Annotated in this window: 23 protein-coding genes and 1 tRNA gene; 12 read left to right on the top strand and 12 right to left on the bottom strand. The window is 66.6% G+C overall.

Features of this window, described 5'->3' with window-relative positions; genetic code table 11:
• Positions 1–5: 5 nt before the first annotated feature.
• The 3 genes from BT183_RS19925 (at position 6) to BT183_RS19915 (ending at position 1,600) form a co-directional block, all read left to right on the top strand.
• Positions 6–476, top strand: a complete 471-nt coding sequence (locus tag BT183_RS19925; protein WP_072346871.1) for a DUF6152 family protein — start codon at positions 6–8, stop codon at positions 474–476.
• A 75-nt stretch (positions 477–551) separates the two neighbouring features.
• Entirely contained in the window at positions 552–1,073 is a 522-nt protein-coding gene (locus tag BT183_RS19920; RefSeq protein WP_143145924.1) for a DUF6644 family protein, read from the top strand.
• 11 nt (positions 1,074–1,084) lie between these two features.
• Positions 1,085–1,600, top strand: coding sequence for a DUF6644 family protein (locus BT183_RS19915; protein ID WP_072346868.1), 516 nt, complete (start codon positions 1,085–1,087; stop codon positions 1,598–1,600).
• Positions 1,601–1,764: 164 nt separating this feature from the next.
• On the opposite strand, the gene irrA is transcribed toward BT183_RS19915, so the two are convergent.
• On the bottom strand, positions 1,765–2,232 hold the full coding sequence (gene irrA / locus BT183_RS19910; protein WP_084603722.1) for an iron response transcriptional regulator IrrA: 468 nt from the start codon (positions 2,230–2,232) through the stop codon (positions 1,765–1,767).
• Between the two features lie 250 nt (positions 2,233–2,482).
• Between irrA and BT183_RS19905 the strand changes: the two genes are divergently transcribed.
• Positions 2,483–3,370, top strand: a complete 888-nt coding sequence (locus BT183_RS19905) for a helix-turn-helix domain-containing protein (protein ID WP_072346998.1) — start codon at positions 2,483–2,485, stop codon at positions 3,368–3,370.
• Between the two features lie 246 nt (positions 3,371–3,616).
• Here the strand turns inward: BT183_RS19905 and BT183_RS19900 are convergent.
• A tRNA-Arg gene (locus tag BT183_RS19900) sits at positions 3,617–3,693 on the bottom strand.
• A gap of 566 nt (positions 3,694–4,259) precedes the next feature.
• Between BT183_RS19900 and BT183_RS19895 the strand changes: the two genes are divergently transcribed.
• Positions 4,260–6,002, top strand: a complete 1,743-nt coding sequence (locus BT183_RS19895; protein ID WP_084603720.1) for an alpha/beta hydrolase — start codon at positions 4,260–4,262, stop codon at positions 6,000–6,002.
• A 443-nt stretch (positions 6,003–6,445) separates the two neighbouring features.
• Here the strand turns inward: BT183_RS19895 and BT183_RS19890 are convergent, their stop codons facing one another.
• The 5 genes from BT183_RS19890 to BT183_RS19870 form a co-directional block, all read right to left on the bottom strand.
• Positions 6,446–7,135, bottom strand: a complete 690-nt coding sequence (locus BT183_RS19890) for a pseudouridine synthase (protein WP_244545402.1) — start codon at positions 7,133–7,135, stop codon at positions 6,446–6,448.
• Complete coding sequence (gene hrpB / locus BT183_RS19885) at positions 7,135–9,597, bottom strand: ATP-dependent helicase HrpB (protein WP_072346862.1); 2,463 nt, start codon at positions 9,595–9,597, stop codon at positions 7,135–7,137. Before hrpB ends, BT183_RS19890 begins: the two co-directional genes overlap by 1 nt.
• 5 nt (positions 9,598–9,602) lie before the next feature.
• Positions 9,603–11,024 (bottom strand): guanine deaminase, encoded by a 1,422-nt coding sequence (guaD, locus tag BT183_RS19880; RefSeq protein WP_072346860.1) that lies wholly within the window; start codon positions 11,022–11,024, stop codon positions 9,603–9,605.
• A gap of 91 nt (positions 11,025–11,115) precedes the next feature.
• On the bottom strand, positions 11,116–11,871 hold the full coding sequence (locus BT183_RS19875; protein WP_072346858.1) for an N-acyl amino acid synthase FeeM domain-containing protein: 756 nt from the start codon (positions 11,869–11,871) through the stop codon (positions 11,116–11,118).
• 135 nt (positions 11,872–12,006) lie between these two features.
• Positions 12,007–14,298, bottom strand: coding sequence for a putative bifunctional diguanylate cyclase/phosphodiesterase (locus BT183_RS19870; protein WP_072346856.1), 2,292 nt, complete (start codon positions 14,296–14,298; stop codon positions 12,007–12,009).
• 216 nt (positions 14,299–14,514) lie between these two features.
• Between BT183_RS19870 and BT183_RS19865 the strand changes: the two genes are divergently transcribed.
• The gene (locus BT183_RS19865) at positions 14,515–14,817 is read left to right on the top strand and encodes a 4a-hydroxytetrahydrobiopterin dehydratase (protein ID WP_072346854.1); all 303 of its coding nucleotides are present in this window, start codon (positions 14,515–14,517) and stop codon (positions 14,815–14,817) included.
• 86 nt (positions 14,818–14,903) lie between these two features.
• On the top strand, positions 14,904–15,335 hold the full coding sequence (locus BT183_RS19860; RefSeq protein WP_072346852.1) for a tellurite resistance TerB family protein: 432 nt from the start codon (positions 14,904–14,906) through the stop codon (positions 15,333–15,335).
• A 73-nt stretch (positions 15,336–15,408) separates the two neighbouring features.
• Here BT183_RS19860 and BT183_RS19855 read toward each other — a convergent pair whose 3' ends face one another.
• Positions 15,409–15,639 carry a hypothetical protein gene (locus BT183_RS19855; protein WP_072346850.1) on the bottom strand — a complete coding sequence of 77 codons (231 nt, stop codon included), beginning with the start codon at positions 15,637–15,639 and terminating at the stop codon, positions 15,409–15,411.
• Complete coding sequence (locus BT183_RS19850) at positions 15,636–16,340, bottom strand: PepSY domain-containing protein (protein WP_072346848.1); 705 nt, start codon at positions 16,338–16,340, stop codon at positions 15,636–15,638. Before BT183_RS19850 ends, BT183_RS19855 begins: the two co-directional genes overlap by 4 nt.
• Positions 16,341–16,445: 105 nt before the next feature.
• Between BT183_RS19850 and BT183_RS19845 the strand changes: the two genes are divergently transcribed.
• From BT183_RS19845 to BT183_RS19835, 3 genes are read left to right on the top strand one after another with little or no spacing between them, the layout of a single operon-like run.
• Complete coding sequence (locus tag BT183_RS19845; protein WP_072346846.1) at positions 16,446–16,775, top strand: PepSY domain-containing protein; 330 nt, start codon at positions 16,446–16,448, stop codon at positions 16,773–16,775.
• A gap of 14 nt (positions 16,776–16,789) precedes the next feature.
• Positions 16,790–17,464 carry a response regulator gene (locus BT183_RS19840; RefSeq protein WP_072346844.1) on the top strand — a complete coding sequence of 225 codons (675 nt, stop codon included), beginning with the start codon at positions 16,790–16,792 and terminating at the stop codon, positions 17,462–17,464.
• Positions 17,461–18,834 carry a sensor histidine kinase gene (locus BT183_RS19835; RefSeq protein ID WP_072346842.1) on the top strand — a complete coding sequence of 458 codons (1,374 nt, stop codon included), beginning with the start codon at positions 17,461–17,463 and terminating at the stop codon, positions 18,832–18,834. Before BT183_RS19840 ends, BT183_RS19835 begins: the two co-directional genes overlap by 4 nt.
• On the opposite strand, the gene BT183_RS19830 is transcribed toward BT183_RS19835, so the two are convergent.
• Positions 18,809–19,372: a hypothetical protein gene (locus tag BT183_RS19830; RefSeq protein WP_210185508.1), complete on the bottom strand. Its 564-nt coding sequence runs from the start codon at positions 19,370–19,372 to the stop codon at positions 18,809–18,811. The two genes, BT183_RS19835 and BT183_RS19830, sit on opposite strands and share 26 nt — an antisense overlap.
• A 110-nt stretch (positions 19,373–19,482) precedes the next feature.
• On the opposite strand from BT183_RS19830, the gene ppa reads away from it, so the two are divergent.
• Positions 19,483–20,013: an inorganic diphosphatase gene (ppa, locus tag BT183_RS19825; protein ID WP_072346838.1), complete on the top strand. Its 531-nt coding sequence runs from the start codon at positions 19,483–19,485 to the stop codon at positions 20,011–20,013.
• A gap of 82 nt (positions 20,014–20,095) precedes the next feature.
• Here ppa and BT183_RS20890 read toward each other — a convergent pair whose 3' ends face one another.
• A complete protein-coding gene (locus tag BT183_RS20890; protein WP_177282659.1) occupies positions 20,096–22,018 on the bottom strand; it encodes a DUF2207 domain-containing protein in 1,923 nt (640 codons plus the stop codon).
• Between the two features lie 32 nt (positions 22,019–22,050).
• The gene (locus BT183_RS19815) at positions 22,051–22,608 is read right to left on the bottom strand and encodes a LemA family protein (RefSeq protein WP_072346836.1); all 558 of its coding nucleotides are present in this window, start codon (positions 22,606–22,608) and stop codon (positions 22,051–22,053) included.
• A 121-nt stretch (positions 22,609–22,729) separates the two neighbouring features.
• Between BT183_RS19815 and BT183_RS19810 the strand changes: the two genes are divergently transcribed.
• The gene (locus BT183_RS19810) at positions 22,730–23,227 is read left to right on the top strand and encodes a cytochrome b (RefSeq protein ID WP_072346834.1); all 498 of its coding nucleotides are present in this window, start codon (positions 22,730–22,732) and stop codon (positions 23,225–23,227) included.
• Positions 23,228–23,411: the final 184 nt, after the last annotated feature.

The following is a 23,411-nucleotide window of genomic DNA, read 5'->3' as shown; positions in this document are numbered from 1 at the left end:
CCCCAATGAACAAGCTTCTCGCCTTCGCTCTGGCCGCAGCGGCAATCGCGGCCCCGGTCACCATGGCCTACGCCCACCACAGCTTTTCCATGTTCAATCCGGACGTCGAGGACGTGATCCAGGGCAAGGTCGTGCGCTGGGCCTTCAACAGCCCGCACACCTTCATGATCATCGAGGACGCCGAGGGCGTGGTCTGGGCCTTTGAAGGCGCGGCCCCGCCGTCCCTGCTCGGCCGCTCCCCGCAGATGACCGGCGACACCTTCAAGACCGGCGACGAGATCAGCGTCGTCAGCTGCCCGCTGCGCGATGGCCGTAATGGCGGCGCCGCCGGCGTGTTCGTGACCGCCGATGGCACGGCCTACAACCCCTCCGACGCCGGCTGCCGCGCCAACCAGCGCATCGCCAACTGGCCGGCCTGGATCGCCAAGGGCTACAAGTCGCTCGAGGAAGCCAAAGCCGGCGAAGGCATCAAATAAGACTGTCGCCACGGAGGCCGGGAGAGCGATCTTCCGGCCTCCTTTCCGATCTGGGCAATGGAGGATGCCCGCGAAATGGTTGAATTCCTTATCGAACTGGGCCAGTCCCCGCTCAGCCTGGCCATGGCCACCTCACCCTGGGTGGTGCCGACCATGCAGTCGATCCACATCATGGCGATCGCGGTGATCTTCATATCCGTGCTCATGATCGCGCTCCGCATCGTGGGCATTACCTGGGGCGGCGTGTCGATCCGCAGCACGGCGAACCGCTTCGCGCCATGGGCCTGGTGCGCGCTGGCCGTTCTGGCCGCAACCGGCACCGTGCTCATCCTCGCCGAGCCGCTGCGCGAACTGATGGCCATCTCGTTCTGGCTCAAGATGATCCTCCTGGTCATCGCCATCACGATATCGGTCCGCTTCCTGCGCGCCGTCCATACCGACGAGGCCTTCACCCATCCCGACGAGCCGGCCCAAAGCGGGCTCAGGCGGAACGCCTATGTCACCATCGGCATCTGGGTCGCCATCATCTTCCTTGGCCGCTTCATTGCTTACGACCCCCTGGTCTGGGGATCGCTGTCTCCCATCAGTTCGGTCTAGGCAGAACGATCATGGATCTTTCAAGCTTCTTTTCGGCGCTGGAGAATTCTGCGCTCTCCCAGTTCGTGAACACCTTCGGCCCGACCTATCCGATCGTGGAATCGGTGCATGTCATCGCCATCGCGCTGGTTTTCGGCACCATCCTGATCGTGGACCTGAGGCTTCTGGGCGTCGCCTCGACCAACCGGCCGTTCACGCGCGTGGCTCACGACCTGCTGAAACTGACCTGGGGCGGCTTCGTGCTCGCCGTCATCACCGGCATATTGCTGTTCCTGCCCAACGCCACGAGCATCTACATAAACATCAATTTCCAGATCAAGATGATCCTGCTCATCGCAGCGGGGCTCAACATGCTGGTGTTCGAACTCGTCACGGCGCGGGGCGTCTCGGTGTGGGACAGGACTGCGCCGCCCAATTCCGCACGCCTGGCCGGCCTTTTGTCGATCGGCCTCTGGATGGGTGTCATCGTCTTTGGCCGCCTCATCGGCTTCACCTCGGTGGCCGACGACCCCTTCGCCTTCCTCTGAGCGCTCCTCCCGGCGCTTATGCCGAACGGCCGCCCGAATCCCGCAGGGGTCCGGGCGGCCGTGGCATTGCGTTACGAGGCGAGCGGACACCGGTTCGCCGCGCGGAACGGCAAGACAAGAAGACCTCAAGCGCTTTGCCGTTTTAGGGACCCGGTGAAAAGGCTCTATCGCGACGGGCGGCGCAGCCGGACGATGATGTCGAGGCGGTCGACCTCATAGCCCTCGGGCCCCTCGGGCAGATCGGGCACGAGCAGGTGACCGGGCGGAATATCGATGATCCTGTCCTCGTCGGCGAAATAGAAGTGGTGGTGCCGTGAGGTGTCGGTATCAAAGACGCTGCGCAGGCCCTCCACGGCGATCTCGCGGACGAGCCCCGCGCCCTGGAACTGCCGCAGGGTGTTGTAGACGGTCGCAAGCGACAGGTCCTCTCCAGCAGCAGAGGCTTCGAGATAGAGGGTCTCGGCCGTCACATGCCGGTCGCGACCAACCAGCCGGTCGGCCAGATCCATCCTTTGCCGCGTCGCCCTGAGCCCGGCCATCCGCAGGATCGTGGCGAGGCAGGCACGGCGGCTGGGCTCGGCCCCCGACGCTGCCGGTGCCGGATGATCTCTAAGGCTTGCTTTGGCAGTCATGGCTGGTCCTCTAAAGCCTTGACGCTAGCGCCGGCCCGCTGTGGCGAGCCTGCCCAAAGCAGGCGGGTTTCTGCACCGCGCGCGCCTCGGCACGACCCCGCTCCGATTGCCGCTGGAACGACTGCGGCAGGCGCCAACCCTGCGGATGTCGCAGGCGGCGCGCCATCTTGCTCAAGGCCCGCAATCGGGTAGAGTTGGGTGCTGGCCCAGAAAGATCGAAAAGACCATGGTCACGCAGTGGAGGATGTCGATGCGCCCCTTCGGGGTGTCGGAGACGCATGGCATGCTGGCGCTTGCGGGCGTCAGCAACAGGAGGAGCAGCGACGGGCTCGGGTGGCGCTCGCTCTACATGTCATCGCAGACCGAGCGGCCCTTCCGCGGCTCGTTCACCGCGCGTGACCCTCTGGTCGTCTTTCATCGCGACGAAATCGTTGGCTACATGGACCTCAGCCGCTCCCGGCAGGTCTACGCCCCGGCCGGGTCGGTACGGCTGGTCGCGCCCGACGCGCCCTTCGACGCCGAGCTCTGCCAGACTGCCGATACGATCCACCTCTATATAAGGCAGGCGATCTGGAACGACGTCGCGATGGAGGTGACGGACAAGGATCCATCCAAGGTGCCGTTCGAAGGCAGGCTGATCGAGGCCGAGCCCATGCTGACCGCGCTCTGCATGGCCGGGTTGGGCGCCATGCTGTCAGGCGATGCGGAGCCGCTCTTCACCGACCATCTGGCGCGCTGCATCGCCTCGCACATCATGGCGGTCCATCTCGGCATCAAGCCGCATTGGCGGACCACGCCGACCGGCCGCATCCTGTCGCCCGAGGTGGTGCGCGCCATCGATTTCATCGAGGCCCATGCCGATCGATCCATCGGGCTGGCGGAGATCGCAGCGGCCGCGTGCCGGAGCCAGAGCCATCTGGCGCGGATCTTTTCAGCCGAGACGGGCTTGCCCCCGCACCGCTACCTGATCGGCGTCCGCATCAGGCGCGCCCGTCACCTGCTCGCCAAGACGAGGAAGCCGATCGCCGAGATCGCCCTCGATTGCGGCTTCACGCATCAGGAGCATCTGACGCGGATTTTCCAGAAACATTTCGAGACCACGCCCGCCGCCTATCGCCGCTCCGTCCAGGGCGGGTAACGCGGCGGCTCGATCGTTGCCTGGGTCCTATCCCTTCCGCCTCAGTGGAGTTCGAGATAGAGCCGCCGCAGCAGTTCGGTGCGATCCATTGCTCTAGCGTATAGGGCGCCCCGCCCAGAGACGCGCATGGGTGTAGGCAAAACACCAATCTGCCAAGGCACCCTTGCGCGCTTGGCGTTAACTCGGGTGCACGAAAAGCATTCAAAATCCGAACCTGCCCATCGGCTCAACAACCGATGCAAGTCTTGGCGCACCCGACAAGATTCGAACTTGTGACCTCTGCCTTCGGAGGGCAGCGCTCTATCCAGCTGAGCTACGGGTGCAGGCCGGTGGCGGGGGGACCCGCGAACGGGCGGAAACTACTCGACAAGAGGCGTTTGCGCAACCGGAAAACCGTGAACCCTGCACAGGTGCGCCAGCCCGTCAATTCCCGGCGCACCACCCGCAGGCTGACGCGGCTTACCCTCTTTGCACGGAGGCATGACATCGCCATCGCGGGGAGCGGGTTGGGGCGTCGGAGCGTTCAGACGCAGCCAATAGCGGTTCACTTTCCGAACCCGCAAAAACATGAAGCCTTGCGCCCTGCGCCGTTTTAGGGAGCCATTGATATCTGAGGCTCGCCTGACGATGGCGGGGTCGGCATTTTCCTGCGCACGCGTACGAAGATCCCGCACTTTGCCCGCTGGCGCCCGCGCCATCATGGCGGGCATTCGCCTGCGCACGCGCACTCAGAGGCCCACAGTCTCTCTAGCCTCTTGTCCACACCCTTTAGCATCAGCGTGCCGCGCTGCCGACGTCGTCAACCCAAGGTGGCACTGGCCTGGGGCGTCGATTGGGGTATAGTCCGCCGGGTCGAGCCGCTAGCCGGTCCCCATGTCCGTGAGGTGAAATGAGACTGCGATCCGCTGTGCTTGTTTTGCTCGCCGCTCTATTGAGCGCAAGCCTGGCTGCCGGCAGCGCCGCGGCGCAGGGCCTTGATGCCGCCGATGCCGCTAGCCTCGTGGAAACCATCGCCGGCAGCGACGAGATGGCGGCGCGGACGGCCTTCGACACCGCTCTTTCCGCCACGACGCGCGCTGAGGATCGTGACGATATTCTCGTCGCGCGGGCCGCGTTCGAGGCCCGGCTTGAAAACCACGCGGAGGCGGCCCGGCTCTGGCTCGAAATTGCCGCCCAGCGCGCCGAACGCCTGGGCCCGCAGTCGCCCGAGCGGGCAGCCGCGCTGGAGGCAGCGGGCGATGCCTTCTGGCGCGCCGGCGACACGGCTGCCGCGATCGCGGCCCATTCCGATGCCATCCGCACTGACCTGATGCGTGGGCTCGCGCTCGATGCCATCCCGCTTCATGCCGCACTCGCCGAGCGCATCGAGGCCATCGCCCAGCCCCGCTTGCGGCTGCGCTATCGCGCCGAGATCGAAGCACTGACGCCGTTTTCAGCCAGTCTCGGCGATGCCACTGCGCCCGCCGATGCTCGGCCGGCGCATTCGCTGGTGCGCATCTTTTACGCCACCGATCGCGCCCGCACGGACAGCGAGCGCCCCAGCGAGATCTACGGGTCCGAGCGCGGTGAGCTCGATTATGGCTGGGCCGATGTCTCGATCCCGCTGGTGCACAAGCCCGGCGCGCTCGAAGCGCCCACGGTCTGGACCTTCGAGGCCGAAGACCTCACGCGCCATGTGGTGCTGAAATCGGTGACCCCGGCTGTATCCGCCGACATGTTCGCGCAGATGCAGAACCACCTCGAGATCACCGGCAGCAACGAGGCTTTCGTCTTCGTGCATGGCTTCAACGTCACCTTCGCCGATGCGGCCCGCCGCACCGCGCAGATGGCCTATGACATGAATTTCGAGGGGCTGCCGATCCTCTATTCCTGGCCTTCGCAGGGCTCGCTGTTTGCCTATCTCGCCGATGCGGCGGTTGTGCAGCTCTCGGCACGGCGGCTCTCGGGCTTCCTCGATCAGGTGGTGGCCGATACCGGGGCCACCCGCATCCACCTCATCGCCCATTCCATGGGCAATCGCGCGCTGGTGGAGGCGCTCGAGCTGTTCGCGCTGCGCAATGCGGACAAGCCCCCGGCGTTCGACCAGGTGCTGTTCACGGCGCCCGATGTCGATGCCGGGCTCTTTGCCGAGATGGCCGAGACCATCAGGCCCGCCGTGCGGCGGATGACGCTCTATACCTCGCAGAAGGACTGGGCGCTGATGGCCTCGCGCAAGCTGCATGGCGATGCCCCGCGCGCCGGCGAGGGCGGGCCGGGCACGCCCATTCCTGCCTGGGTCGACAGCATCGATATGTCCACTCTGGGCGAGGACATGCTGGCCCATTCCTATTTCGCGAATGATGCCTCGGCCCTCACCGATATCTTGACGCTGTTCTGGCGCGATTCCCCGCCCGAGCGCCGCTGCGGCATCGGGCCGGGCTCACCCGCCGCCACAGCCGCCGCCTGGCTCTACGATCCCACCCATTGCGACGGCAGCGCCATGCTCTCGGCGCTGGCGCAACTGCGCTCGGCCCGGGTCAGCTCGCTTTCCGAGGCCCTGTCGCTCATCGAATCCCGCTTCGCCCCGCCCGAACTCGAACCCGAAAAGATCACCGAGCTGGAAACGGCGGTGTCGCAGATCCTCGGCGATTGAGGGCGGGGTTCGGGCAGGCTCACCGCCACCCCCATCCGCGCTACCCGCCCTCGTGGTTCGAGACGCCCCTGCGGGGCTCCTCACCATGAGGTCGGTCCAAAACTCATGAGAACCTCATGCTGAAATCACGAGAACCTCACCCTGAGGAGCCCCGATAGGGGCGTCTCGAAGGGCGAGGTTCGGGCCCCATCCCTGCCCCCAACGTCGTCCCTGCAAAAGCAGGGACCTCTGTTTGCGATGCGGCCCGGTGAACAGAGGTCCCTGCTTCCGCAGGAACGACCAGGTGGGGATGTCGCCAACTCCGCGCTACCCGCCCTCGTGGTTCGAGACGCCCCTGCGGGGCTCCTCACCATGAGGTCGGTCCAAAACTCATGAGACCCTCACCCTGAGGAGCCCCGACAGGGGCGTCTCGATGGGCGAGGTTCGCGCACGCCACCGCCGCCCTAAAACGGCAGGGGAGCCTCGTAACGCACCACATGGCCGTCGCCCGGATGGGCGAATTCGAGCCAGTGGGCGTGCAGCTGCAATCGGTCGGCGGCGGCGAGCGCTTCGCCCGTGGCGTAGAACACATCGCCCAGGATCGGGTGGCCGATAGCGCGCAGATGCACGCGCAGCTGGTGGGTGCGGCCGGTCAGCGGTTCGAGCTGCAGCCGCGTCACGCCCGCCTCGCGCCCGATCACCTGCCAGCGGGTGCGGCTCGCGCGGCCAGCCTCATGGTCGACGCGCTGGCGCGGCTTGTTCTCCCAGTCGGTGGCGAGCGGCAGGTCGATTTCCCCGCTTTCGCCCGCAACATCGCCCCAGACGCGGGCGACATAGGCCTTGCGGGCGCGGCGCTGCTCGAATTCCTGCCCCACATGGGCGAGCGCGCGCTTGTTGCGGGCCATCACCAGGACCCCCGAGGTGTCCTTGTCGAGCCGGTGCGTCACCGCCGAACCGGGAAACCGCGCCTGCACGCGTTTGGCGAGGCTGTCGGACAATGCCGGATCACGCCCGGGCACCGAGAGCAGGCCCGAGGGCTTGTCGAGCACCACGAGGTCATCATCGAGATGAATGATGCTGAGCCACGGCTCGGTGGGGGGATGATAGTCGAAGCTTTCGGGCATCGCGCCGAGCGGCGGCATGGCCTCAGTCATCACGTGCCTCTGGGCTTGGCGCGGGCGGTGGGTGGCGCAACGAGCGGATCGTCGGGCCAGGGATGGCGCGGATAGCGGCCCTTGAGGTCCTTGACCACGTCGCGCCACGAGCCGCGCCAGAAGCCGGGCAGGTCGCGCGTCGTCTGGATCGGTCGCTGCGCCGGAGACAGCAGCACCAGGAGCAGCTTTACCTTGCCCCTCGCGATGGCCGGATGCCTGTCGAGCCCGAACAGCTCCTGCACGCGGATCGAGAGCGTCGGGCCGTTCTCCCCGCCATACTCGATAGGCAGGCGCGAACCCGAGGGGGCATCGTAATGGCTAGGCAGCAGCCCCTCCATCTCCTGGCGCATGCCATAGGGCACGAGCCCATCGAGCGCATTGCCCAGATCGGCGGCGGTGATCTCGCCAAGCGACAGCCGGCCGGCGATGAACGGCGCCAGCCACTCGGCAGCGGTTTTTTCGAGCGCGTCATCGGAGAGATCAGGCCAGTCCTCGCCCAGCGTTACGCGCAGAAAGCCGATCCGCGCCCGCAGTGCAAGCTGGTCGCGCGTCCAGGGCAGCCGGTCGATGCCGAGCCGGGCGATGCCCTCGGCCAGAAGCGTCGCGGCGCCCGCGATATCCTCAACCGCCACCGGCTGGTCCGCGAGCTTGAGCGCATCGAGCCGAACCTGCCGGCGCGCCCGCACTGCCGCTGCGCCGGCATCAAAGCTCAGCACCGTCTCATCGACGATGCGATGGCTAAAGAGCTGCTCGATGTCCTCGCGCGACAGCGCCGCCGCCGACCGGATGCGCGCATCGCCGGCCGCGCCCGAGAGATCGGCGACCACCAGAAACGGCGCCCGTGCCAGCGCCTCGGCGGGGTCAAGGCTCGCCTGCCGGCCATTGGCGAGGCGGAAGCGCCCGCGCCCATCGACATTCTGCGCCACACGGTCGGGATAGGCCCGCGCCAGCAGCCGCCCGGCCAAAGCGCTGCCGCTCTCTTTGGCAGTGCCCGCCAGGCGCGCCCAGCGCGCTGCCATGCCCCGCGCCGCATCCGCCCGCTGGCCGCGTTCGCCGCGCATGCGGTCGAGCCGATGGCCAAGATCGACGCCATCCCCGCCCAGCCCCCGCTCGCCCAGCAGCACCGCCAGCTGCGCTGCCGCATCCGCCGCCCCTTCGGGGCCCGACGCCATCACCATATGGGCCAGCCGCGGGTGCAGCGGCAGTTTCTGGAGATCGCGGCCGGCCGGGGTGATCCGCCCTTTCGCATCGAGCGCGTCGAGCCGTTGCAGGAGGTCCACCGCCTCGGCCCAGGCCGGTGCCGGAGGCGGATCGAGAAAGCCGAGCTGGCCGGGGTCGCTTACCCCCCACAGCGCCAGGTCGAGCACGAGGCCCGACAGATCGGCTTCGAGCATTTCGGGCCGATCATAGGCATCAAGCGCCGCCTCCTGCCCCTGATGCCACAGCCGGAAACAGAGCCCCGGCGCCGTGCGTCCGGCGCGGCCGCGCCGCTGGTCCGCCGCCGCGCGGGACACCGGCCGCGTCACGAGCCGGCTCATGCCCGTGGCCGGTTCATAGGCCGGGGCGCGCCGCAGCCCGCCATCGACCACGATGCGGATGTCGGGCAGGGTCAGCGAGGTCTCTGCGATCGCGGTCGCCAGCACCACGCGCCGCATGCCGTCCGGCGGCGGGCGCAGCGCGCGGTCCTGCTCGGCCGGCGGCAACTGCCCGTAGAGCGGCAAGAGCTCGACGCCCGCCGGCAGCGTGCCCGTCAGCCGCTCGGCCGTGCGGCGGATTTCCGCCTCGCCGGGCAAAAAGGCAAGGCAGTTGCCCGGGCCAGCACCCAGCGCCAGCCGCACCGCACCGGCCACCGCATCCTCGATGCGCAGGTCGGGGTCGCGCGAAAGGTACCGCGTTTCGACCGGAAAGGCCCGCCCCTCGCTGACGATCACCGGCGCATCGGCGAGAAGCGCCGAAACCCGCGCCCCATCGAGAGTTGCCGACATCACCACCAGCCGCAGGTCGGGCCGCAATTCGCGTGCGTCCCGCGCCAGCGCCAGGCCCAGATCGGCATCGAGGCTGCGCTCGTGGAATTCATCGAAGATCACCGCCGCAACGCCCGCAAGCTCGGGATCGGCCAGGATCATGCGGGTGAAGACGCCCTCGGTCACCACCTCGATCCGCGTGCGCGCCGATACCTTCGCCTCGAGCCGCACGCGATAGCCCACCGTCTCGCCCACCGCCTGCCCCAGCGTACCCGCCATGCGGGTCGCGGCGGCGCGGGCGGCGAGCCGGCGCGGCTCCATCATGATGATGCGGCCATCGCCGCGCCACGGCGCATCGAGCAAAGCGAGCGGCACGCGCGTCGTCTTGCCCGCGCCCGGCGGGGCCACCAGCACCGCCTGCCCCGCGCCTGCAAGCGCGGCCGCGAGCTCGGGCAGAACGGCATCGATGGGCAATGTGTCGGCAAAGGCGTGGCGCATGGCCGCTAGATGGCCGCAAACGCGCCCGCCCGCAAGCCCGGCTTAGAGCGGGGCGCGGCATCCCTGTGGCTGCGCACCAGCCGGCCATCGACCCAGACATGGGCGATATTGGCGCGCGAAGCCTGATAGAGCACCCCCGCCAGCACATCGGACGGCGCGCTCCCGTCAAAGAGCCGGATCGTGCCTTCGGCCGCCTCGGTATCGATGGCGATGGCATCGAATTTCCGGCCGATCTCGAAGCTCCCCACCGGCAGGTCGAGCGCCTCGGCCCCGCCAGCCGTCGCGAGGTGAAAGGCCGTCACCATGTCGACGCGGCTGTCCCTGCAACCGCGTTCGCCGGCCGGCAGTCCGGCGTCGACGCCATCCTCGAGCATGCGCGAGGCGGCGACCGTCATGCGCTGCGCGTCGAGCATCGAAGCCGAAGGCCCGCCCGAAATGTCGGTGCCCAGCCCCACGTGCAGGCCCTTTTCGAGCGCCCGGCGCAGCGGAAACACCGCATTGGCGAAATAGGCGTTGGAATGGGCGCAATGGGCAACTCCCGCCCCGCGTTGGACCAGCAGGTCCATGTCGCTGCCCGAGAGGAAATTGGCATGCGCGACGATGCTGCGCCGGCCCACGAGCCCGAAGCGATCGAGGCTTTCGGCATCGCTCATCCCGTGCCGCTCGCGCACATAGCCATGCGCCCAGTCGCTCTCCGAGCAATGGGTCTGCACATGCGCGCCCGTCTCCGCCGCGAGTTGCCCGAGCCCTTCGAGTGCTTCATCGGTGCAGGCAGGAATGAAGCGCGGCGTCACCACCGGCAGCACCCTGCCCTCGCTATTGCCTGCATGGGCGCGAATATGGTCGATGATGGCGCGCGTGCCCGCCACCGCTTCGTCGGCATCGGCATCGCGATAGAAGTCCGGGCAGGTGTCGAGGTCCATCGCCACCTTGCCGATCAGCGCCCGCTGGCCCTTTTTTATGCAGAGATCGGCGAGGAGCCGCGTCGCCGGCACATGCACGGTGGCAAAATAGAGCGCCGTCGTGGTGCCGCCGGCCAGCAGGTCATCGACCAGCTGGCCATAGGCGCGGGCGGCGAAATCGAGGTCGGCATAACGCGCCTCGAGCGGAAAGGTGTAGCGCATCAGCCAGGTTTCGAGCGGCACGTCGAGCGCCAGCCCCAGTTGCGGAAATTGCGGGGCATGGACATGACAATCGACGAAACCGGGCAGCATCACGCTGCCCTCGGGCAGCCTCATCACCTGCCCGCTCTCGTCCGCTGCCAGCGCTGCGTGCTCGCCGCTGCCGGCCCGCAGCACGTCTGCAATTGCCCCGGCCGCGTCGATCACCAGCATCGCATCAGCGCAGCATTCGAAGCCATCCGGACTGGGCGCATGGAAAAACGTCCCGCGCAGCACCCTGCCCCGCACATCGCCCGAACCGCCCATGCTTGCCCCCGAAACCTGAAATCGATTTCAAGGCTAGCACAGGCGGCGGTGGCGTCAACCGCGTGCCGACGACGTCACCTGCGGGCGGACTTCAGCAGGCCAGCGCCTGATGCCTTTGCGATAGCATATGCGCCATTCGCGCCGTGGGCAGGATCATGCCGGTCGAGGCCTTGGGCCCGAACATCAGCTGGCGTTCCATCTCGGTGGATTTGAAGAACGGGTAGCGCTCGCACAGCCCCCCGATGGTGCTCGGCACATGCGAGGCATAGAGCACCATGGGAAAGCTCAACCCGTGATAGTAGCGCTCGGCCGAGAGCTTCTTGGAGTTGAACACCCGGCGATAGAACGCCACGTGTTCGGGCCGCACCGAGGAGAGGCAGTAGTCCACCCCCCAATGCACGGTCGCCATCACCACCACGCGCAGCGTCAGGAAGGGCAGCGCCGGGAAGGCGAGGCTCGCCTCGTGGTCGGCGGTGAAGCGGCCCGGATCGATGAAGGTCGCGCCATCGTCGAGCAGCGGATCGAGCACGTCGGTAAACACCGAATGGCTCGGCGCGGTGCGGAAATCCTGCGTCATGTAGTGGAAGCGCACCGAACTCACGAGTTGCCCGTCAAGATAGACGCCATAAGCATAGGCGTTGGGCAGTTCGTCGAACTCGTCGCGCACGATGCCCTGCGCGTTGGGCTGGATGAACTCCTCGCGCCGATACGCTTCGTAGCGCAGGCGATAGATGGGATCGAGCTGCTGCTCGGGAGAAACCCGTCGATATTCGACCCGGTCGAGCATATCGACCAGCCCGAGGGCGAAACGCGAAGCCTGACCCGCTTCCTGGGACGCGATACTCATCAGCACAACCCCAACCAACCACGCAGACCTTAACGATCCGTTAGGCATCTTTGGAAGGGTTTTTAATCAATTTGTATCCATCCGCATGCCGGATGGCTGCTCGGAAAGGACAAAACCCGCAGATGCTGCGGGCGTTTAGGGCTGGTTAACCAGTTTGCGAGGTTGCTGGGCGCGATAGGAGACGCCGGCCAGCCGGTCGATCAGTTCAGCCACGTCGCGGCGCGGCAGGGGGATGCCGAAGAGATAGCCCTGGATGTGGTCGACCTTGGTGTGCGCCGCGAGCACCGCCAGCTGCTCCTCGGTCTCCACCCCTTCGGCTGTGACCTTGAGGTCGATATCCTTGCCCAGCTGCACCACGTTCTTGAGCAGCTTCAGGGCGCGCGGATTGTGCACCACATCGACCACGAAGCTGCGGTCCACCTTGAGCTTGGTGAAGGGCAGCGCCTGGAGATAGGAGAGCGAGGAATAGCCCGTGCCGAAATCGTCGAGCGCGATGCCGATGCCCTGCGCCTGCAAGGCCGAAAGAATCTTGGTGGCCGCGTCACGCTCCTCGATGAGCGCGGTTTCGGTGACCTCGATTTCGAGCCGATGCGCCGGCAGGCCGGAGTCGCGCAGCGTCGCCTCCACCATGCCCTTGACGTCGGTATGGCGGAAATCGCGCGCCGAGATGTTGACCGACACCGCGATGTCGTCGGGCCAGTTCCGGCATTCGGCGACCGCCGAGGCGAGCACGAAGCGCGTGATGTCGGAAATAAGCCCGGTCTCTTCGGCGATGGGAATGAACACCGAGGGCGGGATAGCGCCGAATTCGGGATGGTTCCAGCGCGCCAGCGCCTCGCAGCACACCACCCGCCGCGTCCGCAGATCGATGATCGGCTGGTAGACCAGCGTCAGCCCGTTGGCCGCAACGCAGACCGCCAGATCCGCCTTGAGCCGCTGGCGATAGCGGTAGTCGGTATCCATCTGCTCGTGGAAGAGCTGGGCCTGTGCCTTGCCATTGGCCTTGGCCTTGTAGAGCGCGAGGTCCGCCTTGACCATGAAGGTATCGAGATCCTCGCCGTCGAGGTCCGTCTGCACCACGAGCCCCGCGCTGATATTGACCGCAAGCCGCTCCCCCATGATGAGGAACGGCTCCTGGAAAGTCTCGATGAGCTGGGCGGCGATGGCCTCGGGATTGTCGGCGCCCGCCGGCCCGCTGCGATAGACCACGAATTCGTCGCCGCCGAGCCGCGCGATCATCGTGCCACGTCCCAGCACGCGCTTGAGCCGCTCGGCGGTATCGACCAGCAGCCGGTCGCCTACCATATGGCCGTGTGTGTCGTTGACATGCTTGAAGTCGTCGACATCGACAATGATCAGCATGGCCGCGTTGCCCGGCGGCAGGCCGCGCAACCGGTCGAGATCGGCATTGACCTGCTCGGAGAAGAAGCCGCGATTGAGCAGCCCGGTCAGCGCATCGTAATGGGCCATGTAATTGATGCGCTCTTCGGCCTTCACGCGGTCGGTAATGTCCTCGAACAGCAGCACCGTGCGATCGGCGCGCGAGGAGACGGTGACCTCGCAATATTCCGAATTGGCGAGCCTGAGGATGACCTTGCCCACCCCGTGCTGGGCCACGGTATCGAGCAGCTTTTCGGCGGCCCGCTGCGGCACGGTTCCGCGTGCGGCGGCCGCTGCGATCAGCGCCGCGAAGGGCCTGCCCTTCCAGTTGCCGGCCACGAAACCGGCAAAAACCATCTCGGCCCGGTCGTTGACCACGGTGATGAGCCCGTCCTGATCGAGCATGCAGAGCCCGTGATGCATGGTTTCGAGCGCGGTATCGAGCTGCCCGGCCAGACGGTTGGCCTCCACCCGTCCATGCACCGCCGAGAGCAGCACGTTGCGCACGTCGGCGGCGAGGAACCGCATCGAGATGAGCATCGGCAGCAGCATGGTGAGCAGCACGAAATAATAGACGTTGAACTTGAGCACGAGGCCCGAGCTCATCAGCGTGATCGCGATGATCAGCTGCAGCGTCAGCATGCGGTCGAGGCCGAAATTGCGCGTCACCACCCCGACCATGGCGGCCGTGGTGGTCACGAAGGCGAGGAGCTCGACCACCGGGTCGCCCACCAGCACCATGCTCGAAAAGCACCAGCTGCCATAGGCGAAGGCCACCGCGCCTGCCCAGAAGGTGGCGCGCAACTCCCATACGGCGGCGGTCTCGACATCGGTCGGACCCAGTTGCACCTTGCGGAACTGAGAAAAATCGATGTAGCGCAAAACGGTGACGACGACGAACAGCACCGCATGCGCATAGAGCACCAGCGAGCCCGTCTTGATCGCGCAGGCACTCACGCCCAGCACCGTGGCGATACCGCCCGATACCAGGGAGCGTCGGTCCTTGTAGACCGACTTGACGATCGACACGTAGTCGATCGCCGGCATTGATTTGCGCGCCGAGTGCAGCAACAGCGTCTCCGATGCCGCCCCATATGCCCGCTTCCGGGTTAAAATCGCTTAAAAGTGAGGGCTTTAGATGCAATGATCGGCGTTGGCATGCGTTGACGTCAAAACCCGCTTAACCAGTGATGGCGGCAGGCGAATTCAAGATTGTCCGCGCGCTGTCGCTTGCGGCGGGCGCATCAGGCAGGAGCAAAAAATATGCCCGACACACTTTCTGACGACCAGCGCAGCGAAGCCCTAGAAGGCCTTGACGGCTGGAGCTATGACGCCGCGGCGAACGCCATCGGCAAGGATTTCCGCTTCGAGGATTTCGGCGCAGCCTTCGCCTTCATGACCCGGGTGGCGCTGATCGCCGAAAAGTCGGGCCACCATCCGGACTGGTCCAATGTCTACAACCGCGTCTCGATCCGCCTCAGCACCCATGACGCCGGCGGCGTCACCGACAAGGATATCGGGCTCGCGACGCGCATCGACGCACTCGATCCGCAGGTGTCGGCCTGACATGATCGTGAGCCTTGCCACCGCACGCTTTCCCTCGCACCATCGAGGCCTTACCTGTCATCGGTATACGCACGGAGATCGCCCGCATGTTTGAAGCCCTGAGCCGCATCTTTTCCGGGCCGCAGGTGGAGACCCTTTCCCACCAGCCCAGGCTGGCCGTGGCGGCGCTGCTCGTTCATCTGGCTGCGGTCGATGGCACGATGGGCGAGGAAGAGCGCCGCGCCGTGCGCGGGGCCCTGCAGGATCACTATGGGCTCGCCGAGCCCGATGTCGAAAAGCTGATGCGCGAGGCGCTCAAGCACGATGCCGAAGCGGTGGATTTCTACAAATTCACTTCGGCCCTGACCCAGCTCGACGAAGAGGAGCGCGTCGAGATCGTGCGCATGATGTGGCAGGTGGTGTTCGCCGATGGCCGGAACCACGAGCTCGAGGACAACATGGTCTGGCGCATCGCCGAACTCATCGGCGTCTCGGCCCGCCAGCGCACGGTGCTGCGCAACCAGATGGCGCGCGCCTGATACAGTTCGCAACAAAAGCCGCCCCGGGGCTCGAACCCCCGGGGCGCTCCGGCATCGCGCGCCAAACGGCTACTCAGAACAGGCGATGCCAGAAGGGCGGTCCGGGCAGTTCGTCCACCACCCAGAAGAGCACGATGAGCCCCAGGACCCCGAGGCCCACCATCGCCCAGTTGATGCCGCGCGGAGTTGGCCCCGGCCGAGGAGCGGCGCGCTCCTGCGCTTCGAGCCGCCCCAGCCGCTGCACCATGTCGGACTGCATCGCCTCGATCCGGGCGATGCGGCTCTCGCTGGCCTCCGGGGTCACGAGCGCCCGCCCGCGCCACGCACCAGCGTCTCCTTGTAGACCGTGCCGTCGAAATCGGCATGCAGCCGCACTGGCTCGCCCTCGGGATTGACCGCATCGACCTCGACATGGCGCGGCCGCTGCGACACGCTCGAGACCTGGTAGCCGGCCGCGACCACGGCGGCGGTGAAGGCGGCTTCATCGAAGGCCGGCTGCTGGGCGCCGCGCGGATCGGACACACTCACCGCTCCGACGCGGTTGTCGTTGCGCAATTCGATCTCGATCTCGCGGCCCTCGCCGGTCACGCCCTCGATCTCGAAATGGCGCGGCTTGCGCTCATAGTCGCGCAGCGCCACGACGCCGCGCGTCGAGAGCGCCTCGCGCACCCCCGCCGGCAGCGCCGCGATCAGCGAGGCGCTGCCACGATCGTCGTCATCATCGTCGAGGTCGATCTTGCGGATCTCGCCATCGCGCCCGATCTCGATCTCGACCTGATAGCCTTCGGCCGTGCGCGCATCGAATTCGAAATGCCCGTCATCATCGTCATCGAGCCGGATGTCGGTCAGCCCGAACCCTTCGAGCAGCGCGCGCGCCGCATCGGCATCGAAGGCCGGGCGGGTGGCTGCGGGGGGCACCGGCGCAGCGGGCTGAGCGATGGCGATACCGGCGGGGAGCACGAGCGCGGCAATGAGGGCGGCACTGATGAATGTCTTCTTGGTCATGTCGATCTCCTTTGCAGATGCCGGTGACCCTATATGAGGCGGTTTGAACCCACCCGAAACGGCCCGGTTCAATTTCGGTTCAGCTTCATCGGGTTAAGGGATGTCATGACAAAGACGCTGCGCACCATCGCCCTGGCCCTGCTGCTGCTTGCCCCCGGCCTCCTCGGGCTCTCGACGCCTGCCCGCGCGCAAGGCACGGGCATCACCATCATCGAGGCCATCGCCGCCGCCACCGCCCGCTTCTCGGGCCAGGTGATCGGGGCCGAACTCGTGCCCGCCCGCCCCGAGGAGATGACCGGCTCGGTCTATGCCTTCCGCCTCCTCACCCCGGCGGGGGACATCCTCGCCATCAGGGTGGATGCCGAAAACGGCGACATCCTCGAGGTCGACGGGCGCGGCCTCGTTGCCGCCCGCCGCCGCGCCAACGGCTTCTAAAGGGGCATCGGTTCATGCGCATTCTGGTCGTCGAAGACGATGCCCGCCTCCGCGAGGCGCTGCTGGATGATCTGCGTGCCGCAGGCTTTGCCGCCGATGGGGCAGCCGACGGCACCGAAGGCGAATTCCTCGGGCAGACCGAAACCTATGACGCGGTGGTGCTCGATCTGGGCCTGCCTGGGCTCGATGGCATTTCGGTGCTCGAAGGCTGGCGCCGCGCCAAGCGCGCCATGCCGGTGCTCATCCTCACGGCGCGCGAGGAATGGTCAGAGAAGGTGCGCGGCTTCCGTGCCGGGGCCGACGACTATCTCACCAAGCCCTTCCGCACCGAGGAAGTCATCATCCGCTTGCGCTCGCTCATCCGCCGCGCCGCCGGCCATGCCACGACCGTGCTCGACTGCGGGCCGCTGTCGCTCGATACCCAGATGGGCCTCATCACCCTCGATGGGCTGCCGATCCGCCTAACCGCCTTCGAGCAGCGGCTGCTGGCCTATCTCATCCACCACACCGGCCGCGTCGTTTCGCGCACCGAACTGTCCGAGCATCTTTACGAGCGTGACACCGAGCGCGACTTCAATTCCCTTGAAGTCATCATCGGCCGGCTGCGCCGCAAGATCGGGCGCAGCCATATCGAGACCATCCGTGGCCAGGGCTATCGCCTCGTGCCCGAGCCGGGGGCCGATGCGTGAGACGCGCCTCGCTCGCGCTGCGGCTGGCGCTGCTCGCCATCGGCGCGAGCATCGTGGCGCTCGCGCTGGCCGGCATCCTGATTTCGGGGCTGCTGCGCCAATTCGTCGAGGAGACCTATGATGCAAGCCTCGATGCGGCGATGGTCGCGGTCATGGCCAGCACCGCCTATGATGGGGATACCGGGCGCCTGAGCCTCGATGCCGCCGTCGCCGATCCGCGCTTCGAACAGCCCTATTCGGGCTGGTACTGGCAGGTCGGCGATGCCGGAGGCACGCTCATCCGCTCGGGCTCGCTCTGGACCTCCGATCTTGTTGCCCCACCCATCCCGGCGGGCGAAACCATCGGCCGCGCAGCGGGCCTGGGCCCGCGCGGCGAAGCCCTGCGGCTTGCCACCCGCGGCTTCAGCGTGCCGGGCAGCGCGCAGCGCCTCGTCATCACCGCCGCTTTGCCCCAGGCCGAGATCGAGACGCGGCTGGCCGGCATCCTCACTCCGCTGGTCATTTCGCTCGTTCTGCTCGGACTGGGCCTCACCCTCGCCATCGTCATCCAGGTCCGTATCGGTCTAAAGCCGCTGCGCCAGCTGCGCGCGGAACTGGCCCGCATTGGCGCCGGCGAGATCGAGACCCTGCCGCCCGCCCGCCATGCCGAGATCGCCCCGCTGGTCGACGAGATCAACCGCCTGCTCGAAACCAGCCGCACCACGCTGGCGCGGGCCCGCACCCATGTCGGCAACCTCGCGCATGGATTGAAGACGCCGCTCGCCGTCATCACCAGCGCGCTCGAAAAGGCGCGCGGCGGCAGCCTGCCGGTCGCCGGCATTCCCGAGGCGACCGAGACCATGAACCGGCTGGTCGTGCATCATCTGGCCCGGGCGCGCAGCGCCGCGGCGGAGGGCGGCACGGGGTCGCGCGCCGATCTCGAACTGGCGCTTTCAGGGCTGCTGCCGGTGTTTCGCGGCATCCATGCCGATCGCCGGCTCGCGCTCGAGCTGACCGTCGAGCCCGACCTCGCCTTTGCCGGCGAGCGGCAGGATCTCGACGAGATGCTGGGCAATCTCATCGACAACGCCTGCAAATGGGGCGTGCAGCGCATCACCATCAGCGCCGCGCGGGCCGACGAGGCGATGCTTGAAGTGGTCGTCGTCGATGACGGTCCGGGCCTTGCGCCCGCCGAGGCGCTGCGCGCCACTGAGCGCGGCCAGCGCTTCGACGAGACCCGCCCGGGTTCCGGCCTCGGGCTCGCCATCGTTTCGGATCTCGCGACCCTTTATGGCGGGTCGGTGCGGCTCGAACGGGCCGAAGGCGGCGGCACCCGCGCACGGCTCACTCTGCCGGCCGCCCCCACTACCAGGCCTCGAACCGCCCGATGATCTCCACCTCGTCGGAGGCGCAGTCGAAATCGCCCGATGCGTCTGCCGCTTCCCGCGCCAGCGCATTGGCATTGGTGTTGGCGCGCGCATCGATATAGGCGATGTGGCAGGTATTGCCCTCCACCAGCTGGGTCACCACCAGCACCTGCCCGCTATCCTCGCCGGTCTCGCCATCTGCGGTATGATAGCGCACGATGGTGGCCACCGGCAGCCAGCGCCCCATGGCGTTGGACAGGCGCCATTCGAGCCTTTCGCCGAGCCGGTTGAAGGGCGGCAGGGTCTGCCCGTCCCCGCTGCGGGCACCAAACCCGTAGATCAGCGAAAAGCGCAGATCGCCCTCGGTGATCATCAGCGGATAGCCACGATAGCCCGGGCAGGCCCAGCTGGCGCCGAAATCATCGGCATCGAGCAAGAGGCACTGGTCGAGATCGATATCGGTATAGGCGCTCTCGAAGGCCGCCTGGGCCGGCGTGGCCGATACCCCGGCGACAAGGGCTGCAAACAGGCCGGCGATGGCGGATTTTGTTGCGTAGGGCACGGGGCTCTCCATCCTGTGCATGGGTGGCAGTGCGCCAATATGGCTTGCTTTTGCGGCCCATCCTAGGCAGAACCCGGCCACCTTTACCGCCTCTAACGTCCGGAAGCGCCATGAACATCGACGCCATTCCCATCGGCAAGAACCCGCCCGACGACCTCAACGTCATCATCGAAGTGCCCTTGGGCGGCGAGCCGATCAAATACGAGATCGACAAGGCCTCCGGCGCGCTGTTCGTCGATCGCTTCCTCTATACGCCCATGCGCTATCCGGGCAATTACGGCTTCGTGCCCCATACCCTGTGCGGGGATGGCGATCCGCTCGACGTCATCGTGATGAACACCCGCCCGCTGGTGCCGGGCGCCGTGGTACGCTGCCGCCCCTTCGGCGTGCTGATGATGGAAGACGATGGCGGCAAGGACGAGAAGATCCTTGCCGTGCCGGTCTCCAAGCTCACCCACATGTATGAGCACATCAAGGATATCGAGGATATCCAGCCCATCCAGCTCGAGCGCGTGAAGCACTTCTTCACCCACTACAAGGATCTGGAGCCCGGCAAGTGGGCCCGCATCGAAAAGATCGGCAACCTCGCCGAGGCCCGTCGCGTCATCCTCGACGCCATCGCGCTGGCCGCCAAGGCCTGACCAAGCCCTGACGCTGCCGCGAGGGGCTTGCCGCACAAGCGCGGCAGGCCCGCCAGCACAGGGGCCTGACCGGGCGGCGGCTTTACCAGCCGCCCCCGCCGCCCCCGCCACCACCGCCGCCCGAGCCGCCCCCGCCTCCGCCCGAAAAGCCCGAGCCCGATGACGAGGCCGGTTGCGCCGAGATCATCGCGGCGCTCATGCCGGCGGCCATCGATGACATGGCGGTCGAAAACCCGGACGAGCTCGCACCGAAACTGTCCCCGCGATACCAGGCCGGCGCATAGCCCGGCGTCACGTCGCGGATTTCGTTGCGCGCCAGCGCCGCCTCGAAATGCTGCGACCACGGCTTTTCCACGCCCAGCGCGATAGCATAAGGCAGGAGCCGCTCGAAGCGCTCGACCGTCAGCGGCGGCTCGTCGCGCATGTTGAGACGGTTCTTCTCGGCCGTCTCGAGATACATCTTGAGCCCCTCGATCTCGTCCATGCGCTTGCGGCCCTGAACGGTCGGGGCCCGCATCAGCACCGCGAAGGCGACATTGATGATTACGATGCTGGCCGCCGCCACCAGCGGCGGATCGATGCGCAGCCCGGCGAAAATCCCCGAGACCGATCCCAGGACATTGCCACCCGCGATGGCGAGCCAGGCGATGACGATGATGCGCACCACGCCATTGCCGCTCCAGAACGCGCGCAGCAACCCCGCCAGCACACCGATCCCGACACCCGCCGCGATGGCGAGGAACATGAATTCAGGCTCGAGCACGCCCAGCCACAGCATCAGCGCCAGCGCCGCAATCGAGATCATCACCCCGATCACCACATAGATGCTGTTGTTGCGGAAATAGACCTGCCGGTTCTCCGCCTCGATGCGGCGCAGGAATTCGCTGCGTGTCTTGCCCAGTTCGGGACCATCCGTCTTGTCGACGGTGATGGTACCGCGCCGCGCTAGGAGGTCATCGATCACCGCCTCGCCGGGCGGCAACGCCTCGGACGGCGCCTTGCCGAGATGGCGGATGACCATCGCCTTGCCGGAATTGTCGATCGACACCAGACCCTTGACGCCAAGATTGAAGATCGCGGCGGTGAACGCCGTCCACCCGCTTTTGGCCCAGCCCCAATTGGCGATGTAATGCACCAGCGCCGGCGAATAGCCCTTAGGCGGGTGAAAGAGCGGGATGATGGTTCCCTTTTTCGGATCGCGCCCCACCGCGCCCCAAGCGAGAAGGTTGTAGCCCAGCACCAGGATCACCGCCGCAAGCGGCAAGATCAGGTCGCGCCGGTCCGACAGCCAGTAATAGGCCGCCGTCGCCCCCTCGGGCTCGGTGAGGATGCCCTTCTGGAAGCTCACCGCCACGCTCATGCCCTCGCCCGGCCCCAGCCCGCGCTGCGCGCGGAAGATCGCCACGCCAGGCTCGGGCTGCGTAATGGTAACCGCCTGCTCCTGCGATCCGGGCGGCCCGGTATAGCCGATGCTGCGCGCGATCACCGCGCCCTCGGGCAGGTGCAGCCGCGCTACGGCACTGGCTATTGGAAACACCCAGTAATTGCCCGTGGCGTTCCAGTATAATTCGTCATGGTCGGCAAAGCGCCGCGCCATGCGGGTCATTTCATAGCGGATCTCGTAGCGCTGCGGCCCGCGCGGCAAGAGCGCATCGGCCGAACCGATGCGGATGCGCTGGAAATCGCTGTCGAGCCGCTCCACCGAAAAGGGCTCTGCCTGCCCGTTGCGGCGTACCGAAGTCACCGTCAGGTCCGAGCGTTGACGCGTGCCATCGTCATTTGCGAGCGTGATGGGGATGTCGCGATAGATGCCGCGCCGGATCTCGTCCCCGCCCGCCACCACGTCGATGGTCTCGATCACCGACACCGTGCCATCGCGGCTCAGCGTCACATCGGACGAAAACGCCGTGATCTGTTCGGTCTGCGCCTCGGCCGGAAGGGCGAGCAGCAGCGCCAGCACCACGCCCAGAAGGGCCCTCGTAAGGATCGCCGTCGTCCCCCGCAACCGAGCCCCTTCGTGCACAAAGCCGCGCAAGGTCAGAACTTCACCTGCGGAACGGCGCGCTCGGCTTCGTTGTCGAGCTCGAAATACTCGGCCTTGTCGAACTTGAAGACATTGGCGACGACGTTGGAGGGGAAGGATTCCACTGCCACGTTCAGGTCGCGCACCGTGCCGTTATAGTAGCGGCGGGACATCTGGATCTCGTCTTCCACGCTGCGCAGGGCGCTCTGGAATTCGAGGAAGGTCGTGTTGGCCTTGAGGTCGGGATAGGCTTCGGCGATCGCCAAAAGCCGCCCCAGCGCCGCCGAGAGCTCGCCTTCGGCCCGCGCCCGCGCTTCGGGACCGGACGACGCGGCGCTCGTTGCCTTGGCGCGCGCCTCGACCACCGCCTCGAGCGTCTGGCGCTCATGGCCCATATAGCCGCGCACGGTTTCCATGAGGTTGGGGATGAGGTCGGTGCGGCGCTTGAGCTGCACGTCGATGCCCGACCAGCCCTCGCGCGAGAGCTGCCGCTTGCGCACGAGATCGTTGTAGACATAGACGGCATAGACTGCCGCCGCGACGACAAGTGCGAGAATGATGAGGCTGGTCATGGGTCCCTCTATGGCTGGCCTTCGGCCCGCAAGGCGTGAGTATCTTCAGTCCATTTATCACCTTGCAGGCGCCTTGCGCCACTGCCACCCTATTGACCGGGTCAACGGGAGTACGATCGTCATGGCCAGACGCTTGGGCTATTCGAGACTTCAGATCGCCTTGCACTGGATCATCGCGGCGCTGGTGATCTACCAGCTCTTCATCCATCCCGGCATAGAAGCGGCGTTCGATGCCGGCATCGATGGCACCGTGGCCGCCCCGGCCGATGCCTCGGGCGCGCAAGTCCATGTCATCATCGGCATCACCATCCTCGTCCTCGCGATCGCGCGGCTGCTGATCCGCGTCACGCGCGGCGCGCCGGCCCCTCATCACGACAAGCCAGCAGCCCTTGTCTGGCTCGGCCTCGCGACCCACTGGGCGCTCTACGCCATCATCCTGATCATGCCGATCAGTGGCGCCGTCGCCTGGTTCCGCGGCGTCGAAGAAGCGGCCGATTTCCACGGCACGATCTCGACGCTGATCTATGTGCTGGTGGGGCTGCATGTGATCGGCGCCCTCGCCGAACATTTCTATTTCAAGAACGATAGCCTGAAGCGGATGTTGCGCGCAAAATCCTGACCGCAAAGACTTTAGCGGGAAATCCATTGACGCCCGCGCGAATGAATATTGCGTCGCCCGAACATTGCGCCTAGCACTGATTGACGAAATAGCCAGCGCACGACCGCGGGCTTTTCTTCACGACTGTTGTTCAACGCCAGACCGGGGGCAATTTTGGTCGGCCTTAAGCTTTTCATTCACTCAG

Origin of the sequence: Devosia enhydra, from assembly GCF_900119845.1 — a bacterium.
Taxonomy (GTDB): Bacteria; Pseudomonadota; Alphaproteobacteria; order Rhizobiales; family Devosiaceae; genus FPKU01.
The sequence above is the reverse complement of the archived record's forward strand: the minus strand, read 5'-3'. Positions and strand labels throughout refer to the sequence as shown.